Source organism: Octadecabacter ascidiaceicola, from assembly GCF_900185015.1.
Taxonomy (GTDB): Bacteria; Pseudomonadota; Alphaproteobacteria; order Rhodobacterales; family Rhodobacteraceae; genus Octadecabacter; species Octadecabacter ascidiaceicola.
Genome location: NZ_FXYD01000002.1, coordinates 616806 through 635327, shown reverse-complemented (window position 1 = coordinate 635327; position 18522 = coordinate 616806). Strand labels below are relative to the sequence as shown.

17 protein-coding genes are annotated in these 18522 nt (G+C 56.1%); 4 read left to right on the top strand and 13 right to left on the bottom strand.

What is annotated here, in order from left to right; translation table 11 throughout:
• The 3 genes from OCA8868_RS08565 to OCA8868_RS08555 form a co-directional block, all read right to left on the bottom strand.
• Positions 1-864 carry a carbohydrate ABC transporter permease gene (locus OCA8868_RS08565; protein ID WP_093996123.1) on the bottom strand — a complete coding sequence of 288 codons (864 nt, stop codon included), beginning with the start codon at positions 862-864 and terminating at the stop codon, positions 1-3.
• Positions 865-868: 4 nt separating this feature from the next.
• Positions 869-1762, bottom strand: a complete 894-nt coding sequence (locus tag OCA8868_RS08560; protein ID WP_093996122.1) for a carbohydrate ABC transporter permease — start codon at positions 1760-1762, stop codon at positions 869-871.
• A 71-nt stretch (positions 1763-1833) separates the two neighbouring features.
• Positions 1834-3156 carry an ABC transporter substrate-binding protein gene (locus tag OCA8868_RS08555; protein ID WP_218822675.1) on the bottom strand — a complete coding sequence of 441 codons (1323 nt, stop codon included), beginning with the start codon at positions 3154-3156 and terminating at the stop codon, positions 1834-1836.
• Between the two features lie 147 nt (positions 3157-3303).
• On the opposite strand from OCA8868_RS08555, the gene OCA8868_RS08550 reads away from it, so the two are divergent.
• Genes OCA8868_RS08550 through OCA8868_RS08540 form a run of 3 tightly spaced genes read left to right on the top strand, consistent with a single transcriptional unit; the run spans position 3304 to position 5953 of the window.
• Positions 3304-4104 carry an IclR family transcriptional regulator gene (locus OCA8868_RS08550; RefSeq protein WP_093996120.1) on the top strand — a complete coding sequence of 267 codons (801 nt, stop codon included), beginning with the start codon at positions 3304-3306 and terminating at the stop codon, positions 4102-4104.
• Entirely contained in the window at positions 4101-5120 is a 1020-nt protein-coding gene (locus OCA8868_RS08545; RefSeq protein ID WP_093996119.1) for an aldo/keto reductase, read from the top strand. The genes OCA8868_RS08550 and OCA8868_RS08545 overlap by 4 nt, the downstream gene beginning before the upstream one ends.
• A complete protein-coding gene (locus OCA8868_RS08540; RefSeq protein ID WP_093996118.1) occupies positions 5117-5953 on the top strand; it encodes an amidohydrolase family protein in 837 nt (278 codons plus the stop codon). The genes OCA8868_RS08545 and OCA8868_RS08540 overlap by 4 nt, the downstream gene beginning before the upstream one ends.
• A 656-nt stretch (positions 5954-6609) precedes the next feature.
• Here OCA8868_RS08540 and OCA8868_RS08530 read toward each other — a convergent pair.
• Positions 6610-7089, bottom strand: coding sequence for a tetratricopeptide repeat protein (locus OCA8868_RS08530; protein WP_093996217.1), 480 nt, complete (start codon positions 7087-7089; stop codon positions 6610-6612).
• Here OCA8868_RS08530 and OCA8868_RS08525 point away from each other — a divergent pair.
• Positions 7081-8400: a cytochrome-c peroxidase gene (locus OCA8868_RS08525; RefSeq protein ID WP_093996116.1), complete on the top strand. Its 1320-nt coding sequence runs from the start codon at positions 7081-7083 to the stop codon at positions 8398-8400. The two genes, OCA8868_RS08530 and OCA8868_RS08525, sit on opposite strands and share 9 nt — an antisense overlap.
• Here the strand turns inward: OCA8868_RS08525 and OCA8868_RS08520 are convergent.
• From OCA8868_RS08520 to OCA8868_RS08480, 9 genes are all read right to left on the bottom strand, one after another.
• Positions 8397-9365, bottom strand: a complete 969-nt coding sequence (locus tag OCA8868_RS08520; RefSeq protein ID WP_093996115.1) for a hypothetical protein — start codon at positions 9363-9365, stop codon at positions 8397-8399. The two genes, OCA8868_RS08525 and OCA8868_RS08520, sit on opposite strands and share 4 nt — an antisense overlap.
• Positions 9362-10558, bottom strand: coding sequence for a hypothetical protein (locus OCA8868_RS08515; protein WP_093996114.1), 1197 nt, complete (start codon positions 10556-10558; stop codon positions 9362-9364). The genes OCA8868_RS08520 and OCA8868_RS08515 overlap by 4 nt, the downstream gene beginning before the upstream one ends.
• A complete protein-coding gene (locus OCA8868_RS08510; protein WP_093996113.1) occupies positions 10555-11421 on the bottom strand; it encodes a ThiF family adenylyltransferase in 867 nt (288 codons plus the stop codon). The genes OCA8868_RS08515 and OCA8868_RS08510 overlap by 4 nt, the downstream gene beginning before the upstream one ends.
• Entirely contained in the window at positions 11414-12370 is a 957-nt protein-coding gene (locus OCA8868_RS08505; protein WP_093996112.1) for a hypothetical protein, read from the bottom strand. Before OCA8868_RS08505 ends, OCA8868_RS08510 begins: the two co-directional genes overlap by 8 nt.
• 194 nt (positions 12371-12564) lie before the next feature.
• Positions 12565-12774 carry a formate dehydrogenase subunit delta gene (locus tag OCA8868_RS08500; RefSeq protein ID WP_093996111.1) on the bottom strand — a complete coding sequence of 70 codons (210 nt, stop codon included), beginning with the start codon at positions 12772-12774 and terminating at the stop codon, positions 12565-12567.
• Positions 12764-13588, bottom strand: a complete 825-nt coding sequence (gene fdhD, locus OCA8868_RS08495; protein ID WP_093996110.1) for a formate dehydrogenase accessory sulfurtransferase FdhD — start codon at positions 13586-13588, stop codon at positions 12764-12766. Before fdhD ends, OCA8868_RS08500 begins: the two co-directional genes overlap by 11 nt.
• Positions 13585-16473 (bottom strand): formate dehydrogenase subunit alpha, encoded by a 2889-nt coding sequence (gene fdhF / locus OCA8868_RS08490; RefSeq protein ID WP_093996109.1) that lies wholly within the window; start codon positions 16471-16473, stop codon positions 13585-13587. Before fdhF ends, fdhD begins: the two co-directional genes overlap by 4 nt.
• Positions 16470-17987: a formate dehydrogenase beta subunit gene (locus OCA8868_RS08485; protein ID WP_093996108.1), complete on the bottom strand. Its 1518-nt coding sequence runs from the start codon at positions 17985-17987 to the stop codon at positions 16470-16472. Before OCA8868_RS08485 ends, fdhF begins: the two co-directional genes overlap by 4 nt.
• The gene (locus OCA8868_RS08480) at positions 17984-18451 is read right to left on the bottom strand and encodes a formate dehydrogenase subunit gamma (protein WP_093996107.1); all 468 of its coding nucleotides are present in this window, start codon (positions 18449-18451) and stop codon (positions 17984-17986) included. Before OCA8868_RS08480 ends, OCA8868_RS08485 begins: the two co-directional genes overlap by 4 nt.
• Positions 18452-18522 lie beyond the last annotated feature (71 nt).

Genomic DNA, 18522 nt, shown 5'->3' with positions numbered 1-18522 from the left:
TTATCCTTTGACACCGCCGAACGTGAGGCCGGCAATCAGGTGTTTCTGAACGATGAAGGTGAGGATCAGTGCGGGAACGATCATTAGGACCGCCAGGGCGCACATGCCTCCCCAATTGATTGTGAATTCCGCGGTGAAGTCCAACAGGCCCACGGGCATTGTTTTGGAGCCGACTGAGCGGGTCAGTTGCGAGGCCAAAGCGAATTCATTCCACGACGTTAGGAAGGCAAAGATCGCGGCTGATGCGACTCCTGAGCGCGCAACAGGGAATTCAACCTTCCAAAACGCTTGCCAGCGGGTGCAGCCGTCGATTTCTGCGGCTTCATGCAACTCCTTTGGTATCTGACGGAAAAACCCGTCCGTCAGCCAGATTGTAAAGGGGACGTTCAGGGCGACGTAGACAAGGATCAGCCCAAAATGGGTGTCGATGATCCCGACTTTTGCAAAGACGATGAACAGAGGCAGCGACAAAGCCACACCGGGCACCGCACGAAACAGCATCAGGCCAACGAAATACCCAGCTTTGCCCTTAAAGCGATAGCGGGCAAATGCATAGCCGCCGGACATGCCGATCAGAATGGCGATTGCCGTTGAAACGACCGAAACAATCAGAGAGTTTCGAAAGTAGCTGAACACCGGCACACCACCCTCACCTGCGCCACTAAACATGGCGCGGTAGTGGTCGAGCGTGAAAGTTGGTGTCCAAATCGGTGGCTTCGCCATGATCTCGACGGTGGGGCGGAACGAGTTCAGCACAATCCAGAGACCCGGTATGCAGATGACCGACATTGTCGCAAACAAGGCGATGAAATGCAGTGTCTTGAGGGCGCGTTTGCGGTTGCGATGAGTTTGATTGCGATCCATGTTTCTACCCCCCCATGCCAATTTGGGCGCGTGCGGCGCTAAGTTTATGGAAGAAGTAGATCGTGAAGACGATGGACAAGAGGATCGAGACGTAGCCCATCGCGTTGGCTAGACCCATGCGGGCATCGACATAGCCAGTGCGGCTCATCAAGGTCCACAGCAGTTCGGTACGGCGCGCAGGGCCACCGCCGGTCATGATTTGGACGATGTCGTAGGCGCGCGCGACGTCCAGGCTGCGGATTGTCATTGCGATGAAAATGAATGGCATCAGGAACGGCAAAGTGATGTGGCGGAAGGATTGCCATGGGGTGCATCCATCAACTTTCGCGGCCTCCAGTGGATCACGCGGCATTGCGAACAATCCAGCAAGGATCAGGATCGCGAACACCGAAGTGCTCATCCAGACCTCGGCGAAGATAATCGAGAACATTGCCAGTTTTCCGTCTACCAACCACGGCAGCGCAACATTGAACCCCATCGACTGTAGTGCGTTATTCACCAGACCGATGTTGTCGTTGAATATGAATTTGAACTGGAACCCGACAAGGATGGGCGAGAACATCATCGGGAACATCAGAATTGTACGCAAAGTGCGCTGACCCCATGTGACCTTGTTCATCAAAAGCGCGATCCCGAGACCCAAGACCAACTCCAGGTTCAACACAATTGTGAGGAAAAGAACCGTGCGCCCAAAGGCGGCCCAGAACTTCGCATCCGTCAGGATCTTTTCGTAATTGTAGGTACCAACCCACGTCCAAAGCGTGGACGGGCGTGTCAGCTTATAAGGGGTAAAGCTTGAATAGAGGGAGAAGATAAGCGGGATAAGAACGACTGCGGCGATCACGATGATCGCAGGCAACAGCAGAACAAACCACTCGGGGAAGCGGCGACGAAGCATAGTTCACCTTTTGGGTAATCTGAGGAATATATCGGGGGCGACGAAGGTCGCCCCCGAACAGCGAAGTCTAGTTAGTAATAACCAGACTCGCGCATCAGTTCATCAACAGCCTCAGCGGCGTCATTGAGCGCTTCTTCAACTGTTTTGTCACCGACAATGGCAGCTTGCAGCTCAGGGAACACAAGGTTAGTGCTCTCACCCCACTCAGGGATCGCTGGGACTGCAAAGGCGTATTCAGCGCCCGCAGCAAAGGCGGCCAAAGCTTCAGCACGGAATGGATCGTCTCCGGCTTCTGCTGCCGCAATGTTGGCCTCCCAGACGGCTGTGCGTGTTGGCAAAGACCCACCGGCGGATTCGGCCAACTGGCTTTCTTCGCTCGTCAGGAACATCACAAGCGATGCCGCTGCGTCTTTGTTTTCACAATCATTGGTCACAGAGAAACCGTGATGACCGGACCAACCGGTGCGTGTTACGGACCCCATTGGCTGCACAGCGACGCCAACGTTACCAGCGGCCTGAGAGGCCTCGGGATCGTTGAAGAAACCTGCCCAACCCGGCCAATCGAGGTTCAATGCAACCGTGCCACTTGCAAAGCCCTGACCAAGGTCGTCCCAGACGTAGCTGGTAGTACCCGCAGGAACCGCGCCTGCTTCGTAAAGATCAACAAACCATTGCAGAGCGCGCTGCCCAGCGTCGGAGTTGAAGATCGGGCGGTTGTCTTCGTCCAGATAATTACCACCTTCGGCGACAACCATTTCGTAGAAACGGCCAACGATTGCTTCGTCCTTACCCGCGTATTGTGTGCCGTAGAAGTTCGGAGGATCCGCAAAGAACATTGCCTGATCTTTGACCTGCTCCCACGTATCAGGAACCGTCAACGGGTAACCATATTCAGCCTCAAAGGCCGCAGCTTGCTCGGCATCTTCGTAGTTGGATTTCAGGTAGTACAAAACTGACACGTCAAATTGCGCACGTGGCAGCATCAGCAGTTCGCCACCCACGGTAGATGCACCAATAATGCCGGGAACAAATTCGGCAATCACTTCGGCCGGAACCAGATCGTTCAGGTCAACGTAAAGGCCCTCATACTGAGGTGCGAAAGACGAGTGGTTCGACCCAACGCACCAATCGGTGGTGCCAGCGGCCATATCCGACTTGATCTCTTTATCAATCTCGAAGTGGCTCTTCTTGGAGATGATATCGACGGTTGCACCGGTCGCTGCTTCCCACTCGGCGATGCGAGCGTAGAGCCCTTCATACTGCTCACCCCCGATGAGTTTTGCTTCGATCGTAACGCCGTCGAAGCTGCCCCAATCCTGAGCCATCGCCGAATCAGCAGCCGCTACAATCGAGGTGCTGGCAAGCAAAGCCTTTAAAATATTCATTCTTTTCATCGTTTCCTCCCATGGTGCGATGATATTTCCGCCTGCTTCTCTGTGGCGATATTCGTATGTAAAACATTTATTCACACATAAATCAAGCTTGACAATACTGGCGAGTTCGCGAGACTGGCTGAGACCCGAACGTAGGAAAGAACACCAATGGACGACGCCAGCGACAAGTATCGCGCCCCCGCTCTGGAAAAGGGCTTGGACATCATTGAGTTGCTGGCCAACCACGGAGAGGGCCTGACGCAAAGAGAGCTGGCAAAGTCGCTTGATCGCTCACCGAACGAAATTTACCGGATGCTGTCGACACTGGTCCGGCGTGGCTATGTCATTCGGTCCGCGTCGGGTGATCACTACTCGCTCAGCCTCAAAATGTTCTCGATCAGCCAACGCCATCCCCCCATCGGCCGCGTGATCGAAGCTGCTTTGCCGCGCATGCGTTCCCTGACCCGCAAAGCCTGGCAGTCCTGTCACATGGGTATGGAAAGCAACGGAGACATCGTGATTGTCGCCACCGCTGAATCACCGGGAAACTGGGGGCTCGCACTTAAGACCGGAACGGTTGTCGGGCTTTGGAACACAGGGACTGGCCGTGTGCTGGCTGCGTTCCGCACACCCGAAGAGATTGACGATCTGATTGCCCGTCACAGGCGTGCCGTCGGAGAGCCCGAAGTCGTCCGGGCAGAGTTTGATGGACATCTGGCCCGTATCCGGACCGCCGGATACGAAAAGATGCCCTCGGCTACTGCGGTCGGAGTCACCAACCTTGCTTTCCCCGTCTTTAACCCCTCGGGGCAGGTGGTTGCTGTCCTCAGCTGTCCCTACCTTGAGCGCGTCGATGATCTTGTTGTCCCGCCCATAGATGAGGTCGTCGAGATTTACCGGACGTTGGCCAATGAGCTGACTGCGCTCTACGGCGGAACGAACCCATTTGAGAAAGACCTGACGCCATGAAGCTTACCACACGGCGAGTCGCCCAAACCTCTCTCCGCCTACCGACACTTGGCTTTGGCGCGGCCCCTTTGGGGGGGCTGTTTGACGCCGTTGATGAAGCCCAAGCCGCCGAAGCCCTCACAAACGCTCTGGCTGACGGGATGAGCTATGTTGATACCGCGCCGTTCTATGGCTTTGGCCGATCAGAACGCCGCGTCGGGGATCAGCTGCGCGGGCAAACCTACCAGCTTTCGACCAAAGTCGGCAGGTTGCTTGCCCCCGGCGCTCTTCCTGATTCGGCAGCGATGGGCTGGCCCGATGCGCTCCCGTTTCATCCGGTCTACGACTATAGCTATGATGGGATCATGCGGTCCTTTGAGGACTCTCTTCAGCGACTTGGTCTTGATCGGATCGACATTCTTTATGTGCATGACATCGGAGAGATGACCCACGGCGCCGAAAACCATGGCCATTTCAAGGATCTGGCGACCAGCGGCTATCGCGCTCTGGATGAGCTTCGCAGCTCGGGGCGCGTGAAAGCAATCGGGCTTGGGGTGAATGAGACCGAAGCCTGTCTTGCTGCATTAGAGATCGGCGATTGGGACGTCTTCCTGCTGGCGGGACGCTATACCCTGCTAGAGCAAGGCCCGCTGGATGATTTGTTTCCGAAATGCGCTGCCAAGAGTATTTCCGTTGTCGTAGGTGGTCCGTTCAATTCCGGCATTCTGGTGGGTGGCGACACATGGAACTATGGCGCGGCCCCTGAGCACATTCTGCAACGCGTCCGCGACCTCTCGGACGTATGCCTGGGCTTTGACGTCCCACTGCCCGCCGCCGCGCTGCAATTCCCGCTGGGGCACGACGTGGTGTGCTCGGTCATCCCCGGCTTGCGCAATCCCAAAGAGCTTGCAGACACAACTGACTGGGTCACGCGGACGATTCCTGAAGAGTTTTGGCAGGACCTAAGAAACCGGGACTTGTTGCACCCCGATGCACCTGTTCCAACGTCCGCCCCCTTTTTCGAGGCCACATCATGAAGATCGACACGCACCAGCATTTCTGGAAGCTTGACCGAGGTGATTATGGCTGGCTGACGCCGGACTTTGGGCCACTCTATCGCGATTTCCTGCCTGAAGATCTTGAACCCATGTTGAAGGCCTGCGGTATCGACGGGACGATTGCCGTGCAAGCTGCCGACAGCGAAGCCGAAACCGATTTTCTGCTCTCGCTCACGGTTCACTATCACTGGATCATCGGTGTTGTCGGCTGGGTCGATCTGGAGGCGCAATCCGCCGTCGCCAGTATCGAAAGATTGGCGCAGCATCCCAAACTTGTTGGGTTGCGGCCAATGATTCAGAATATTGAGGACGATACATGGATGTTGCGCGACACATTGCGCCCCGCGGTCGCCGCCATGATCAACCACAATCTAACCTTCGATGCGCTGGTCATGCCGCGTCATCTTGATCACCTGAAAACTTTCTTGGCCCGATACCCCGACCTGAGAGTGGTGATTGATCACTGTGCTAAGCCAGAAATCCGCAACTACACGTTCGAGCCCTGGGCCTCGCAGATTACAGAACTTGCCGGCTTTCCGAATGTGTTTTGCAAACTCTCAGGCCTGGTGACCGAATCCCGCGAGGATTGGGTGTCCGAAGATCTGACGCCATATGTCGAGCATGTTCGCAAAGCTTTTGGCCCTGACCGCGTCATGTTTGGAAGTGACTGGCCTGTGGTCAATCTCGCATCCAGCTATGAACAATGGCATGAGGTTTTCCAGTCAATTGGTCAGATCGACCGTGTTCAAGAGCAATTTTCCTACAAGAACGCGATGGAAGCATATCCGCGCATTAAGCAAAGCTCTTCATAGAATTTTCATGCGTGCGCCGGATGCTCTCTACCACCTTGTCGGCGGCGTCTTTCGATGTGCTCGGCCTCTTCGTCATCTCTATCTCCCAATTGAAAAGATGAACCAGAAGTCCTCCATTGTCTAAATCTGTTCAACAAGCGCTGACGTCGGACCCTGATCAAATATGTCCTGCTACGTAGGAGCCATCCACACAAGCCATTCGCGCATCTGCAGCAAGAGCTCACTGTGTCCGGCGAACTTCGAGTTCGGGCAGATTTTTTTGAAAAACGCCTCAATCGGAAGGTCGTGTTTTTCGGGCAGAATCGCAGGATCTGCGAAAGTCAGTTTGGATTGCCATCCAGAGAGGCTGAGGGGACTCAGCAGCGCAGTTTTTCGGACTTGGGCGCCCCCCCTCGCCAAAGCCGACCAATCGGCCTGAGCGACGAATAAAATCCTCGAATTCCCCCAAAACCCGAGTTTTTCAACACTATCGGCACAAAGCAGCTTAGGTGCTGTTTGGAAGCTGCTCAAATCTGTGCCTTTGAATGACCGCAAACGGGAAATCCGCCGCTGTGTCAAAAAAACGCACGCCGCAAGCGCGAGGGAATGCTGCGTCAGCGAAGCGCGAAAAGCGGATGTCGGCTCTGTCCGCATAGCTGCCTTCGATCATTCCCCCCTCACCGGAACGGGTACATCCAGACCTTGTAGTCATCCACCAAAACTTCTGCACGGGCGCGTTGCTCGGACGTCATGCGCGGCGTCAGTTCCTCGAGCGAGTCTGGCGCATCCACGTCGCCGCCAATCGCGGACAGCGCGTACCACATGTACGCACGCACCAAATCCGGTGCTTCGATCCCGCGCCCAAGCTCGTAATACCAGCCAATCCCTGACTGCGCACCGGGGTGCCCCTTCATCGACGCCCGCAGATACCATTCAAAGGCGCGTTCATCGTCCTGCTCAACGCCAAGGCCAAGGGCATACATCACGCCAATCAGCTCTTCAGCATCCGCATTTCCGGACCGCGCGAGAACTTCGAACTGTTCACGCGCTGCTTCGAATTCGCCCGCTTCCATCAAATCCCGCGCGTCTTCCAAGTCGGCAGCCGACATGGGGCTTGCCACGGCCAGCCCAACAGCCAAGATGACTGCATGAGCCATACCCGAACCATATCGAAACCATACAGAAACCATATCGTGATTTTCCTTTGTTTTCTGGGCCTTGGCGCGGCGCAGGCTGACCCGATCACCTTAGATGATTTCGTGGATGCCGACCCAGCGCAAGCGCGGATTGGGCAACTGCTTTTCTATGACAAAATATTGAGCGGAAACAGGAACATATCCTGCGGAACATGCCATCATCACGACCTTGCAGGCGGCGATGGGTTATCACTTGGGATTGGTGAAGGCGGTATTGGACTTGGCGAAGAACGCTTTGTCGGGGACATCCGCAAACGCATTCCCCGAAACGCGCCAGGTCTTTGGAATATTGGACATAATTCGGTTGACGTGCTGTTTCACGATGGGCGTCTTGAGGTCTCTGACCAATTCGGAAACGGGTTTGATTCACCCGCCGAAGAATGGCTCCCCCATGGCCTCGACAACATCGTCGCCGCCCAAGCCCTGTTCCCGCTGACAGCCCAGTTCGAGATGGCCGGGAACCCCGGTGAAAACGACATTGCCGGTGCCACCCATGACCGTATCGACGCAGCTTGGCCAATCGTTGCGGCGCGTGTCAGGGCGAACGAAACATACGTGAACTTGTTCCTTGAAGCCTTTGATACTGTTGAAGAACCACTGGATATTTCAATCGTCGAAGTCGGAAACGCCTTGGCCGCTTTCATCACCACCGAGTGGCGCAGCTACGATAGCCCATATGATGCCTGGCTTACCGGAACGCCCCTACCAGAAAGCGCCGAACGCGGGCGGGCGCTGTTCTTTGGTGAGGCCCGTTGTGCGTCCTGCCATTCCGGCCCCTTGTTCACGGACCAAAGCTTTCACGCCCTTGGCCTGCCAGCCTTTGGACCCGGCCGCACGCGGACCTTCGACAAGATGCCCCGCGACGTTGGCCGAATGGGTGAAACGGACCTGCTATCAGACGCTTACCGCTTCAGAACGCCATCGCTGCGCAACGTCGCCCTCACCGCGCCTTATGGACACAACGGGGCCTACCCGACGTTGGCTGATATGATCCGCCACCATGCTGATCCTGTCAGCACGCGTGCTGCATGGACCACCGATATGGCGGCCCTACCTAACGCACCGCGATTTAGAGGCGTAGACTTCGCGATCCGCCAAGACACCCGTGAAATGGCGCGGCAAGCGGCGGTGCTCGACATTCATCCGGTTGCGTTGAGTGACGCAGAAGTCGCTGATTTAGAAGCGTTTCTGAACGCGTTAACAGGTGCCACCGCGGATGACCGCCCAATGGGTCGTCCTGACAGCGTTCCCAGTGGCTTGCCAGTGGATTAGCGGATCACTTCGCTAAGCGGGCGTCGTGCACGTCGTGGTGCGTCACCCGTTGGTTCTCCGAAGCGAATGACCTGAACCAAACGGCGATCTGCCCCGATTCCAAAGCGCTCACAAACTTGTGCATTGGTTGATGGGTTGTCGGACAAAGAAGCCATCGGCCATCCGGCTAACCCCAGCAGTGATGCCTCAAGGCACATGCGTAAATAGGCCCGTCCAGCGTCGACTTGGTTCTCACTATTATCAATATTAAACAAAGCAATAAGTGGCGCAGTTAATGTCACCTCGGCTTCGGCAGTCAGCCGCCTTGTGACGCCAAACATGTTCAAGAAACTCCAGAATTTCACCAAGGCAAATGGCGCTAAACGCGCTTCGCTTTCGCTCATTTGCATTGATGCGCGGTCCATCCCATCAAGGCCCGCTCGTGGGTGCGTGTCGCTTAACCGCATCCAATCTACAAGTTCCTTGCGAAAGCCGCCCTGCTGCATAATCTGCAAACTGGCCCAGTCATTTCGCTCCGCCAGCCAAGCGCGACCTGGGTCATCCATGACAAACCTTGCATCCGCTCTCGTCCAGCCAAACAGCTTAACCGGCTCGCGTGCAAATCGGCCACGCCATGTAAAACGGTTCTCAAGCTGCTCGTGCAACCCGTCTTGCGTCCCAGACTTCAATTCTAAATGCGCGACGGCCACCAACCCTTGATTGGGCGCGGTATCATTGCCGGTTAACGTTATGTCCGCTGATAGGTCGTCTGCGGACAGCGCCAGTATCATGGCCTCAAGCACCGCACCGCACGACAACGCCGCGTCCTGTCCCGTCGGGTCACCAATGGTAAGCCCAACATTGGTATCGCAGAACAAGGACAGCACGTTTTCGTCACGCACCCATCGGGCGGGCTGCGTGTTATGGACTGTTGGGGCCAGTGCAGCCCGCATCACACAACGTTCAAAAACCTCTTGTGTTATCATGACTTTGCTTTCGACATCAGGCGTGCCATGCGCTGAACAGCGGCCAATTCAAGTTCCGCACGTGGCGATGTTGCCAATGCGGGCATAGACAACGCGACCAATGTGATCGGTGCATCGTCAGCCAACAAGATATGGCTCGCGTTAAACATCTTAAACAAATGAATGATGTGATCGCCCTCCGCCCCATCCGTAAACGGCGGATCAGCGCGGCGTAGCACTGGCCGGACCTTGAAGATGTGCGTCAACACGTTTGTATCAAGATCGCTTAGTTGTGGAGCCTCGATTAAGGCGGCGCCTTCAACCAATGGATGGACCTGTAGCCCCCGCAAGAACCCAAGTGCATCGCGCGATCGATCTTCAGCCAGATGACGCAGAAGCGTTTGCGACTGTTCTTCGGTCCGAAGTGTTTGTGCCTCAATGAACAGCACGGCGACCAAAACAGCTGCGAGGATCACTGACAGCGTCAGGATTGTCGCGTCTTTATCCATGCCTGCCATCTGCGCGATAACGAAACCCGAAAGCCCCGCCCCCAAAACGATGGCAAAGAACGAAACCAAAGGCGCCCGATGTTGGGATTGCGAGCGCCCTAGCGAAACGGCAAGCCAGCAAAGGAAAAGAACGCCCAACGGCGAAATCTGAGCCGGAAGATCCAAGTAGACCATGAGGAAATCAGCGGCGGCGAAGGGAACCAAAAGGAATAGCGAAAGGGCTAATCTTTCAACGGTTTGGTTTTCAGCAACTGTCAGGCTCGCCTTGTCGCGCGTCAGAACGAGCCATGCACCGATAAAAAACCCGCTGAGTTGGAACGCCAAAAGCCCAATGAGCCTCGGTGGATCGATACTGTTTGACCACCAGAAAGAGAGAACTGAGAACACCACTGTGCCGCCCATAACCCAGTATTTGACCCCTTGTGGTGCATGCCTGCGCAGCAATCCTTCGGCCAAAAGAAGAACCGAAAGTGGGATAAGAGTTGCTCCTAGCAGTATGAAAAATCGGAAAAATTCCCATCCGGTCAAAACCAGCAACGCGCGACCTGCGAACAGCATAGCCATCGCGCGCAAGCCCAGCAGAAAGCGGCGGTTCAACGGCGCCCAAGGATCTCTCGCACCGATCACAGACTGCAAGATGAGCAACCCCGCAAGCGCCGCAAGCGACAGAAACAAGTTTCCAGTGTCAGAGGCGGCCAAAGTCATTTCATCAGCCCATTCAAAAACTTACGAACGAGGGGGCGCATTATCGCTGCAACAATCGCTGGCTTCGGACGTTCTGCGCGCGCTTTATAAGGATTGAAAAAGTAACCGCGGTTGTCGGTTCCATGCGGGCGTCCCAGAACGGCGTTTACAACTTCATAGCACATCAATTGGCCGGTCGTGATGACCATTGGCGCGAAAGACATTCGTGATCTCTTGCCAGCGACCACGTCCCCAACGATGTCTAGATCAATGTAGTTTCGAGATGAAGAATGAATCACAACCCATTCAGATTCCATGAGAAAAGCTTGGCTTCGCTGATCGTCCGTAACCTTATCCCAATCCGTTCCCACCGTAGGATAACCCAATCTTTCTTCATGGGATTTATCCGTCGGGGCCGTAACATAGACTGATGGAAGCGGCGACGCGTAGGCATCAATCACGGACTTCCCCAAGGCCCGCGCGCGGCGGTAGAGCAGCAACGAGGCCCCAAGATCATCAGTGCCATTCACGACAATGACCGAGCGTTGAATGAGCGTATCAACCTTATCCGTCCAATCGCCGTGATGAACTTCAACCTCGATTTCCGGATTAATCTGGCGCGCAATATCTGCCGTTGCCTCGGCCTTGTGTCGATCTATCGTATGATCAAACGCAAAGACCTGCCGGTTGAGGTTGCTGACCTCAAACTCATCAAGGTCTGCGATGATCAGTTTGCCGACCCCTGCCCGAACAAGACCAAGAATACAGGCACCACCCATGCCGCCTGTTCCGCACACAAACACGGTCGCATCGCGCAGCTTTTCTTGCTCGGCTTGAGTGACAAACCCGATGTTTCGCGTTGTGAATTCGGAATACTCAAACATCGCGATCCCCTTTTGCGGGCCGTAAGATCGAAAATTGCCGCGAACTGTCTGACCAATACAGCACGGGTAGGATCAGGCGGCGAAGTGCAACGAAGATCGCAGTGGACAAAACCCCTATAACCGCGGTTCGTGGGACTTCGCGTGTCAGGTAGCGACGGATCGCGGGGAGATCCATCCGGCCGAGCTGTAGAACATCATCACCACGCACGTAGTCCAATTCAGCTACACAGAAGTCGTTGAAAGCGTCATCGCGGTGCTTGGGAGCCTCACCCCACGTCTTCTTTAGGTCATCTGAACCGCCTGTGTAGGCGTTGGCGATGACAAAGCGCGTTTCGTCGAACTCTGCATCCTGACCAACACCAAAAACATGGCGATGATTGCCCATAATTCGGCGTGCCATCAGGAGGTGGTTTAGTGTTCGCCGCTCTGCATTTGGTTTGGGCCAAACATCTGAAAACATTTCGGAAACCATGCCAACGACCGCGGGAACCTGCGTGACATTTGAAATCCACAAAGGGCGAAACTGGTTACGGACAAATAGCAGGAAACACGTGAGACCATAGAGTACCCATGACAGGCCACCGGAGCGCTGATCAGGGTCGACCATGACAAGTCCGAGGTGCAGCACATCTACGGGTTCGGGTTTCGTCTCAAGGGTCATGACCGCAAGCGCATTGAAGGCGATTGGCGTTCCGTCTTTAAGCGTTACCAGAGTTATTATGGTGTCGCGCATACGATCGCGGTCCCCTGAAAAGACACCGTAGGTAAGGTTTCCTTCGTTCAGGGTTTTCGCGGCAATTGTGCGCAGGTCAGTCGTGAGGGCGTTGAGTTGAGCTTCTGACATCCAACGGCCAGGACGTTCCATGATACGTACGATACGCTCGCGCCCGTTGCGCAGTGTCACGTCCATGTATTCACGCCGAAGCGATTTGAGGATGGGCCCGATCATGATCCGCCTGCATTGCCTGTTAACCACCAGATTATGGTGGCGACGCGTGGCAAACAAGCGAGGAAACCCTGACCTTTTTGCGGCAACGGTTCGGGTTTGCGCCTGCGGCGGGCGTGGTCAGGGGGCTGTCCGCCCCCTCTGGCCAAAGGCCATTCACCCCCGAGGATATTTTTGTAACAGAGGCAAAGTGAAGGTTAGGCTGTGACGCGTTTGCTCGCTTCTAGGGCCAGCGGGCTGAGGCCTTCGCCGCCGCTTTGGATGTGTGTGGCGAGTTTTTCCAGCATGCGTGGTTCCCAAAACTCTTTTAGATGTGCTGCAACACTTCCTGCTTTGTCAGCATCGGGCTGGCTTTCGAAGAAAGTAGCAATTTGATTTGCCATTCGGGTCATTTTTTCAGGCGACATCGGGGGCCTCATTGGATTGGGAAGGTTGCACCAAGATGCGGTGCGGATGGGTGAATATTTCAAAGGTTTCATCGCGTGCGAGGGCGACGAGTGTGATGCTTGCCGCCTCAGCCGTGGCCACCGCGAGGGTTGTCGGGGCGGATACGGCTAGGATTACAGGCGCTCCAGCCATCGCAGATTTTTGCACCATTTCAACGGACACACGAGAGGTCAGCGTGATCGCGCCAAGGCTGCAATCGGGTGTAGCGCCGATGAGTTTGTCCAGCGCGTTGTGACGGCCAACATCTTCGCGGATTTCCGCAAGTCCCTGATCTGGGATATAAAAACCTGCACCATGCACGGCGCGGGTTTTATCGTGTAAGGCTTGCCCTGCCCGCAAGCTGCGCATGGCTTTGGCGATGTTTTCTGGGGTTAGCGTTAGGTTTGCTTCAACTGCGTGCACGTCCCGCACGGCCTGATCGAGGCTGTCGATGCCGCAAAGCCCGCACCCCACAGGCCCCGACATTGCGCGGCGTCGCGACGCCAGCGCCTCGGCCCGATCTTCGGGCAGCCACATTTGGACTTCGACACCGTTTTCATGGGGGACGACTTCAACGCTGTCGACCTCGCCCCAGCCTTCGGTGCGTGTAAAACCGCGCCCGAAATCTTCCAGATCACAGGGCGTGGCCATCATCACCGCTTGGGTCGTGCCGTTGTAGACCAATGCCACGGGCACCTCTTCGGGCAGGCTTCGGGAGGCCGTCACAGCGCGGCCGTTGCTCACAACGTGAGCGCTGGTCGCGCGGGCGCCAATGCCTGCCCGGCTCGGGCTCATTCGGCCGCCGGTAGGATGCGGCGCGATTGCGCGGCCTGTGCGTTATAGTCTTCTTGCCATTCGGATGGCCCATTGGACAGGGCCACTTGCACCGCTGTCACCTTGTATTCAGGGCAGTTTGTGGCCCAGTCGGAATAATCCGTGGTGATAACGTTGGCCTGTGTGTCGGGGTGGTGGAAGGTTGTGTAAACCACGCCCGTCGACACGCGATCGGTGATCTTGGCGCGCAATTGCGTTTCCCCAGCACGCGAGGCGAGGCGCACGAACTGACCATCGCGCACGCCACGTACTTCGGCGTCATGTGGATGGATTTCGAGCACGTCTTCCTCATGCCAAACAACGTTGTCGGTGCGTCGTGTTTGTGCGCCCACGTTGTATTGCGACAAAGTACGCCCCGTTGTGAGGAGAAGCGGGAAGCGTGGGCCGGTCTTTTCATCGGTTGCGACGTATTCGGTGATGATGAATTGCCCCTTGCCGCGTGCAAATCCGTCGATATGCATGATGGGCGAACCATCAGGCTTGTCGTCGTTGCACGGCCACTGAACGGAGCCACGTGTTTCCAGCATTTCGTAGCTCACATTGGCAAAACCCGGTGTGGTGGCCGCGATTTCGTCCATCACTTGGCTCGGGTGAGTGTAGGTCCAGCCTGCGTCCATCGCGTTGGCCAACATCATGGTGATTTCCCAATCCGCATAGCCATTCTTTGGCGCCATAACCTTGCGCACGCGATTGATGCGGCGTTCGGCGTTGGTGAATGTGCCGTCCTTTTCTAGGAACGTGGACCCCGGCAAGAAGACGTGGGCGTAGTTCGCGGTCTCGTTCAGGAACAAGTCGTGCACGATGACGCATTCCATCGCCGCAAGGCCCGCTTGCACGTGTTTTGTATCAGGATCAGACTGAAGAATGTCTTCGCCTTGGCAATAGAGGCCCTTGAATGTGCCATCGACGGCGGCGTCGAGCATGTTGGGGATACGCAGGCCGGGTTCTGGGTCGATCTTGCCGCCCCAGATTGCCTCAAACACTTCGCGCGTGGCGTCGTCGGACACGTGGCGGTAGCCGGGTAGTTCGTGCGGGAAGGATCCCATATCACAGGCACCTTGCACGTTGTTCTGGCCGCGCAGCGGGTTCACGCCAACGCCGTTTTTGCCCAAGTTACCGGTCATCATCGCGAGGTTTGCGATGGCCATAACCGTGGTGGATCCTTGGGAGTGTTCCGTCACGCCGAGGCCGTAGTAGATGGAGCCGTTGCCACCCGTTGCGAACAGTTTCGCGGCTGCACGCAGTTCTTGCGGATCAACGCCAGTCAGCATCGCTGTTGCTTCGGGCGCATGGCGCGGGTCGGAGATGAATTCGGCGTAATGCGCGAACTCGTCCCAATCACAGCGGGTGCGGATGAACTCTTCGTCCATCAAACCTTCGGTCACGATCACATGCGCGATGGATGACATGACGGCAACGTTTGTACCCGGAAGCAGCGGCAGGTGGTGCTGTGCCTCGATGTGTGCGGATTTCACAATATCCGTACGGCGTGGGTCGATCACGATCAGCTTCGCCCCTTGACGCAGGCGCTTCTTCAAGCGGCTGGCGAACACGGGGTGGCCGTCTGTCGGGTTGGCGCCAATGATGATGACAACATCGGTTTCCTCAACGGAATCAAAGTTCTGCGTACCAGCGGATGTCCCAAACGTTGTCTTCAACCCGTAGCCAGTGGGCGAATGACAAACACGCGCGCAGGTGTCTGTGTTGTTATTGCCAAAGGTCGAGCGGATCATCTTTTGAACAAGGTAGGTTTCTTCGTTCGTGCAGCGACTAGACGTGATGCCACCGATGGACTTCACACCGTGCTTGGCTTGTAGATCGCGCAGGCGTTTGGCGGTGTATGAAATCGCTTCATCCCAGCTGACTTCTTTCCACGGATCGGTGATCTTATCGCGGATCATTGGGTTCAGGATACGATCCGAATGGTTGGCATAGCCCCATGCAAAACGACCCTTCACACAAGAATGGCCACGGTTGGCTTCCCCGTGTTTATAGGGAACCATACGCACCAGCTCATCGCCATTCAGCTCGGCCTTAAAGGAGCAGCCGACACCGCAATAGGCGCAGGTGGTGATAACGGAACGCTCTGGCGTGCCCATTTCGATCACGGATTTTTCCTGTAGCGTCGCCGTTGGGCAGGCCTGCACGCAGGCACCACAAGACACGCAATCAGAGCTTAGGAAATCATCGCCCGCTGCTCCGGCAGACACACGGGAATTGAAACCCATGCCTTCAATCGTCAGGGCGAATGTCCCCTGCACTTCTTCGCAGGCCCGCACGCAACGCGAACACACGATGCATTTGGCAGGATCATAGGTGAAATACGGGTTGGAGTCGTCCTTCGGGATGAACTGGGTGTTTACGTCACCTGAATTGTCACGCGCCTCAAAATGGTTTGCGACGGCCTCGTAGCGGACATCGCGCAAACCCACCATTCCGGCCATGTCTTGCAATTCGCAGTCACCGTTCGCCGCACAGGTCAGGCAATCCAGCGGGTGATCCGAGATATAAAGCTCCATCACGCCTTTGCGGATCTTTTTCACCTTTGAGCTTTGGGTTTTTACAACCATGCCCGGCGTAACCGGTGTGGTGCAGGACGCAGGCGTACCGCGTCGCCCTTCGATTTCAACGACACACAAACGACAGGACCCGAACGCCTCGACACTGTCCGTTGCACACAGTTTTGGCACCTGAATGCCGGCCTCGGCAGAGGCACGCATTACGGATGTGCCCTCGGGCACAGTCACATCAAAACCGTCGATTGTCAGCGTGACCATTTCCGTAGATTTGGACGCGGGCGTGCCCATGTCCATGTCTTTGCTTGTCGGGATTATGAAATCTTTCATTCGGCGGCCTCCTTCTTGGTGGCAAAGTCGTCTGGGAAATTCTGCAATGCGCTCATGACTGGGAACGGCGTGAAACCACCCAACGCACAAAGCGAGCCCTCTTTCATGGTTTCACAAAGGTCTTCCAGCAGCTCAATCGCTGATGTGTCGCCCTTGCCGATGCGATCAATCGTTTCAACGCCGCGCACGGCACCAATGCGGCATGGTGTACACTTACCACAACTTTCAACGGCGCAAAATTCCATCGCGAAACGGGCCATGCCAAGCATGTTAGCACTGTCATCAAACACAACGACGCCAGCATGACCGATCAACCCGCCCTGCCCGTCGAATTCTTCATAGGCAAACGGCGTATCGAACTTTGATCGCGGCATGTAAGCGCCCAGCGGCCCACCGACCTGCACAGCCTTAACCGGACGCCCTGACAGGGTGCCTCCTGCGACTTTGTCGATCAGATCGCCCAGAGGCAGGCCAAAAGCCGTTTCATACAAGCCGCCAAATTTGACGTTACCCGCAATCTGGATTGGCATGGTGCCCTTGGATCGACCAAGCCCGAAGTCCGCGTAATGCGCAGCACCCTTTTCCATAACCACAGGCACGGTGGCCAATGAAATGACGTTATTGACCACGGTTGGCTTGCCAAGGAATCCTTCCAACGCTGGTAGAGGCGGCTTGGCGCGAACCACGCCTCGCTTGCCCTCAAGCGAGTTCAAAAGCGAGGTTTCTTCTCCGCAAACATAAGCCCCTGCACCGACGCGGATTTCCATATCAAACGCCCGACCCGAGCCAAGAATATCCGCCCCCAACATGCCAGCACCGCGCGCCAAAACGACAGCTTTTTCCATGATATCAATGGCATCAGGGTATTCTGAGCGCAGATAGACGTAGCCTTGCGTCGCTTCCACCGCGAGGCCAGCGATGATCATACCCTCAATCAGGGTGAAGGGGTCACCTTCCATGATCATGCGATCCGCAAAGGTGCCGCTATCGCCCTCGTCCGCATTGCAGACGATGTATTTCTGATCGGCCTGCGCCCCCAGAACCGTGTTCCACTTGATACCAGTTGGGAACCCCGCCCCGCCACGGCCACGCAGACCGGAGTTGGTGACTTCCTCAACGATGCCAGCAGGTGTCATCGCGATTGCATTGCGCAAACCTGTGAGGCCGCCGTGGGCCTCATAATCGGCCAGCGACAGCGGGTCCGTTACACCACAACGTTGGAACGTCAGGCGTGTTTGGCCCTTCATCCAGTCCAATTCTTCGACCAGACCAAGGCTCTCCAGCTTACCATCCAGCAATGCCGGTACGTCTGCCACATCAACCGTGCCGTAACCGACACGGCCTTTTTCTGTTTCAATTTCAACCAGAGGCTCAAGCCAGATCATGCCACGCGTGCCGTTGCGGATGACTTCAACGTCTAGCCCGCGCGTCTTTGCCTCGCTCAGGATCGCTTCTGCAACGTCATCCGCGCCAACGGCTTTCGCCGCACTATCAAGGGGGACGTAAATCTTCATGCGCCTGCCTCCGCCAAGAGTTTGTCGAGCTTTGCACCATCAACCCGCCCAATGACCTTACCGTCCACCATCGCCGCAGGGGCGCAGGCACAAAGACCAAGACAATAGACCGCTTCAATCGTCACAGCACCATTTGTCGTCGTGCCGCCCCACTCAACGCCGAGCTTTTCCAATGCCCGGTCTGACAGCGCGTTCGCGCCAACGGACTGGCACGCCTCAGCGCGGCAAATCTTGATGACGTGTTTACCCGCAGGCGCATCGCGGAAATCGTGGTAGAACGAGATCACACCGTGCACTTCGGCGCGCGTAATGTTCAGGTGATCGGCAATAATCTGCACCACATCTGCGGGGATGAATCCATATTCCGCCTGCACAGAATGCAAAATCGGCAGTAACGGCCCTTCCTGCTTCGCATGGCGAGCAAGAATACCTTGCATTATTTCAATGGTTTGCGCATCGGCCATTTGGATAACCCCCTATTTTCTTAAGCAAGGTATCGCCAGAATTACATGGGTTATCAATATCGTTATTCCGT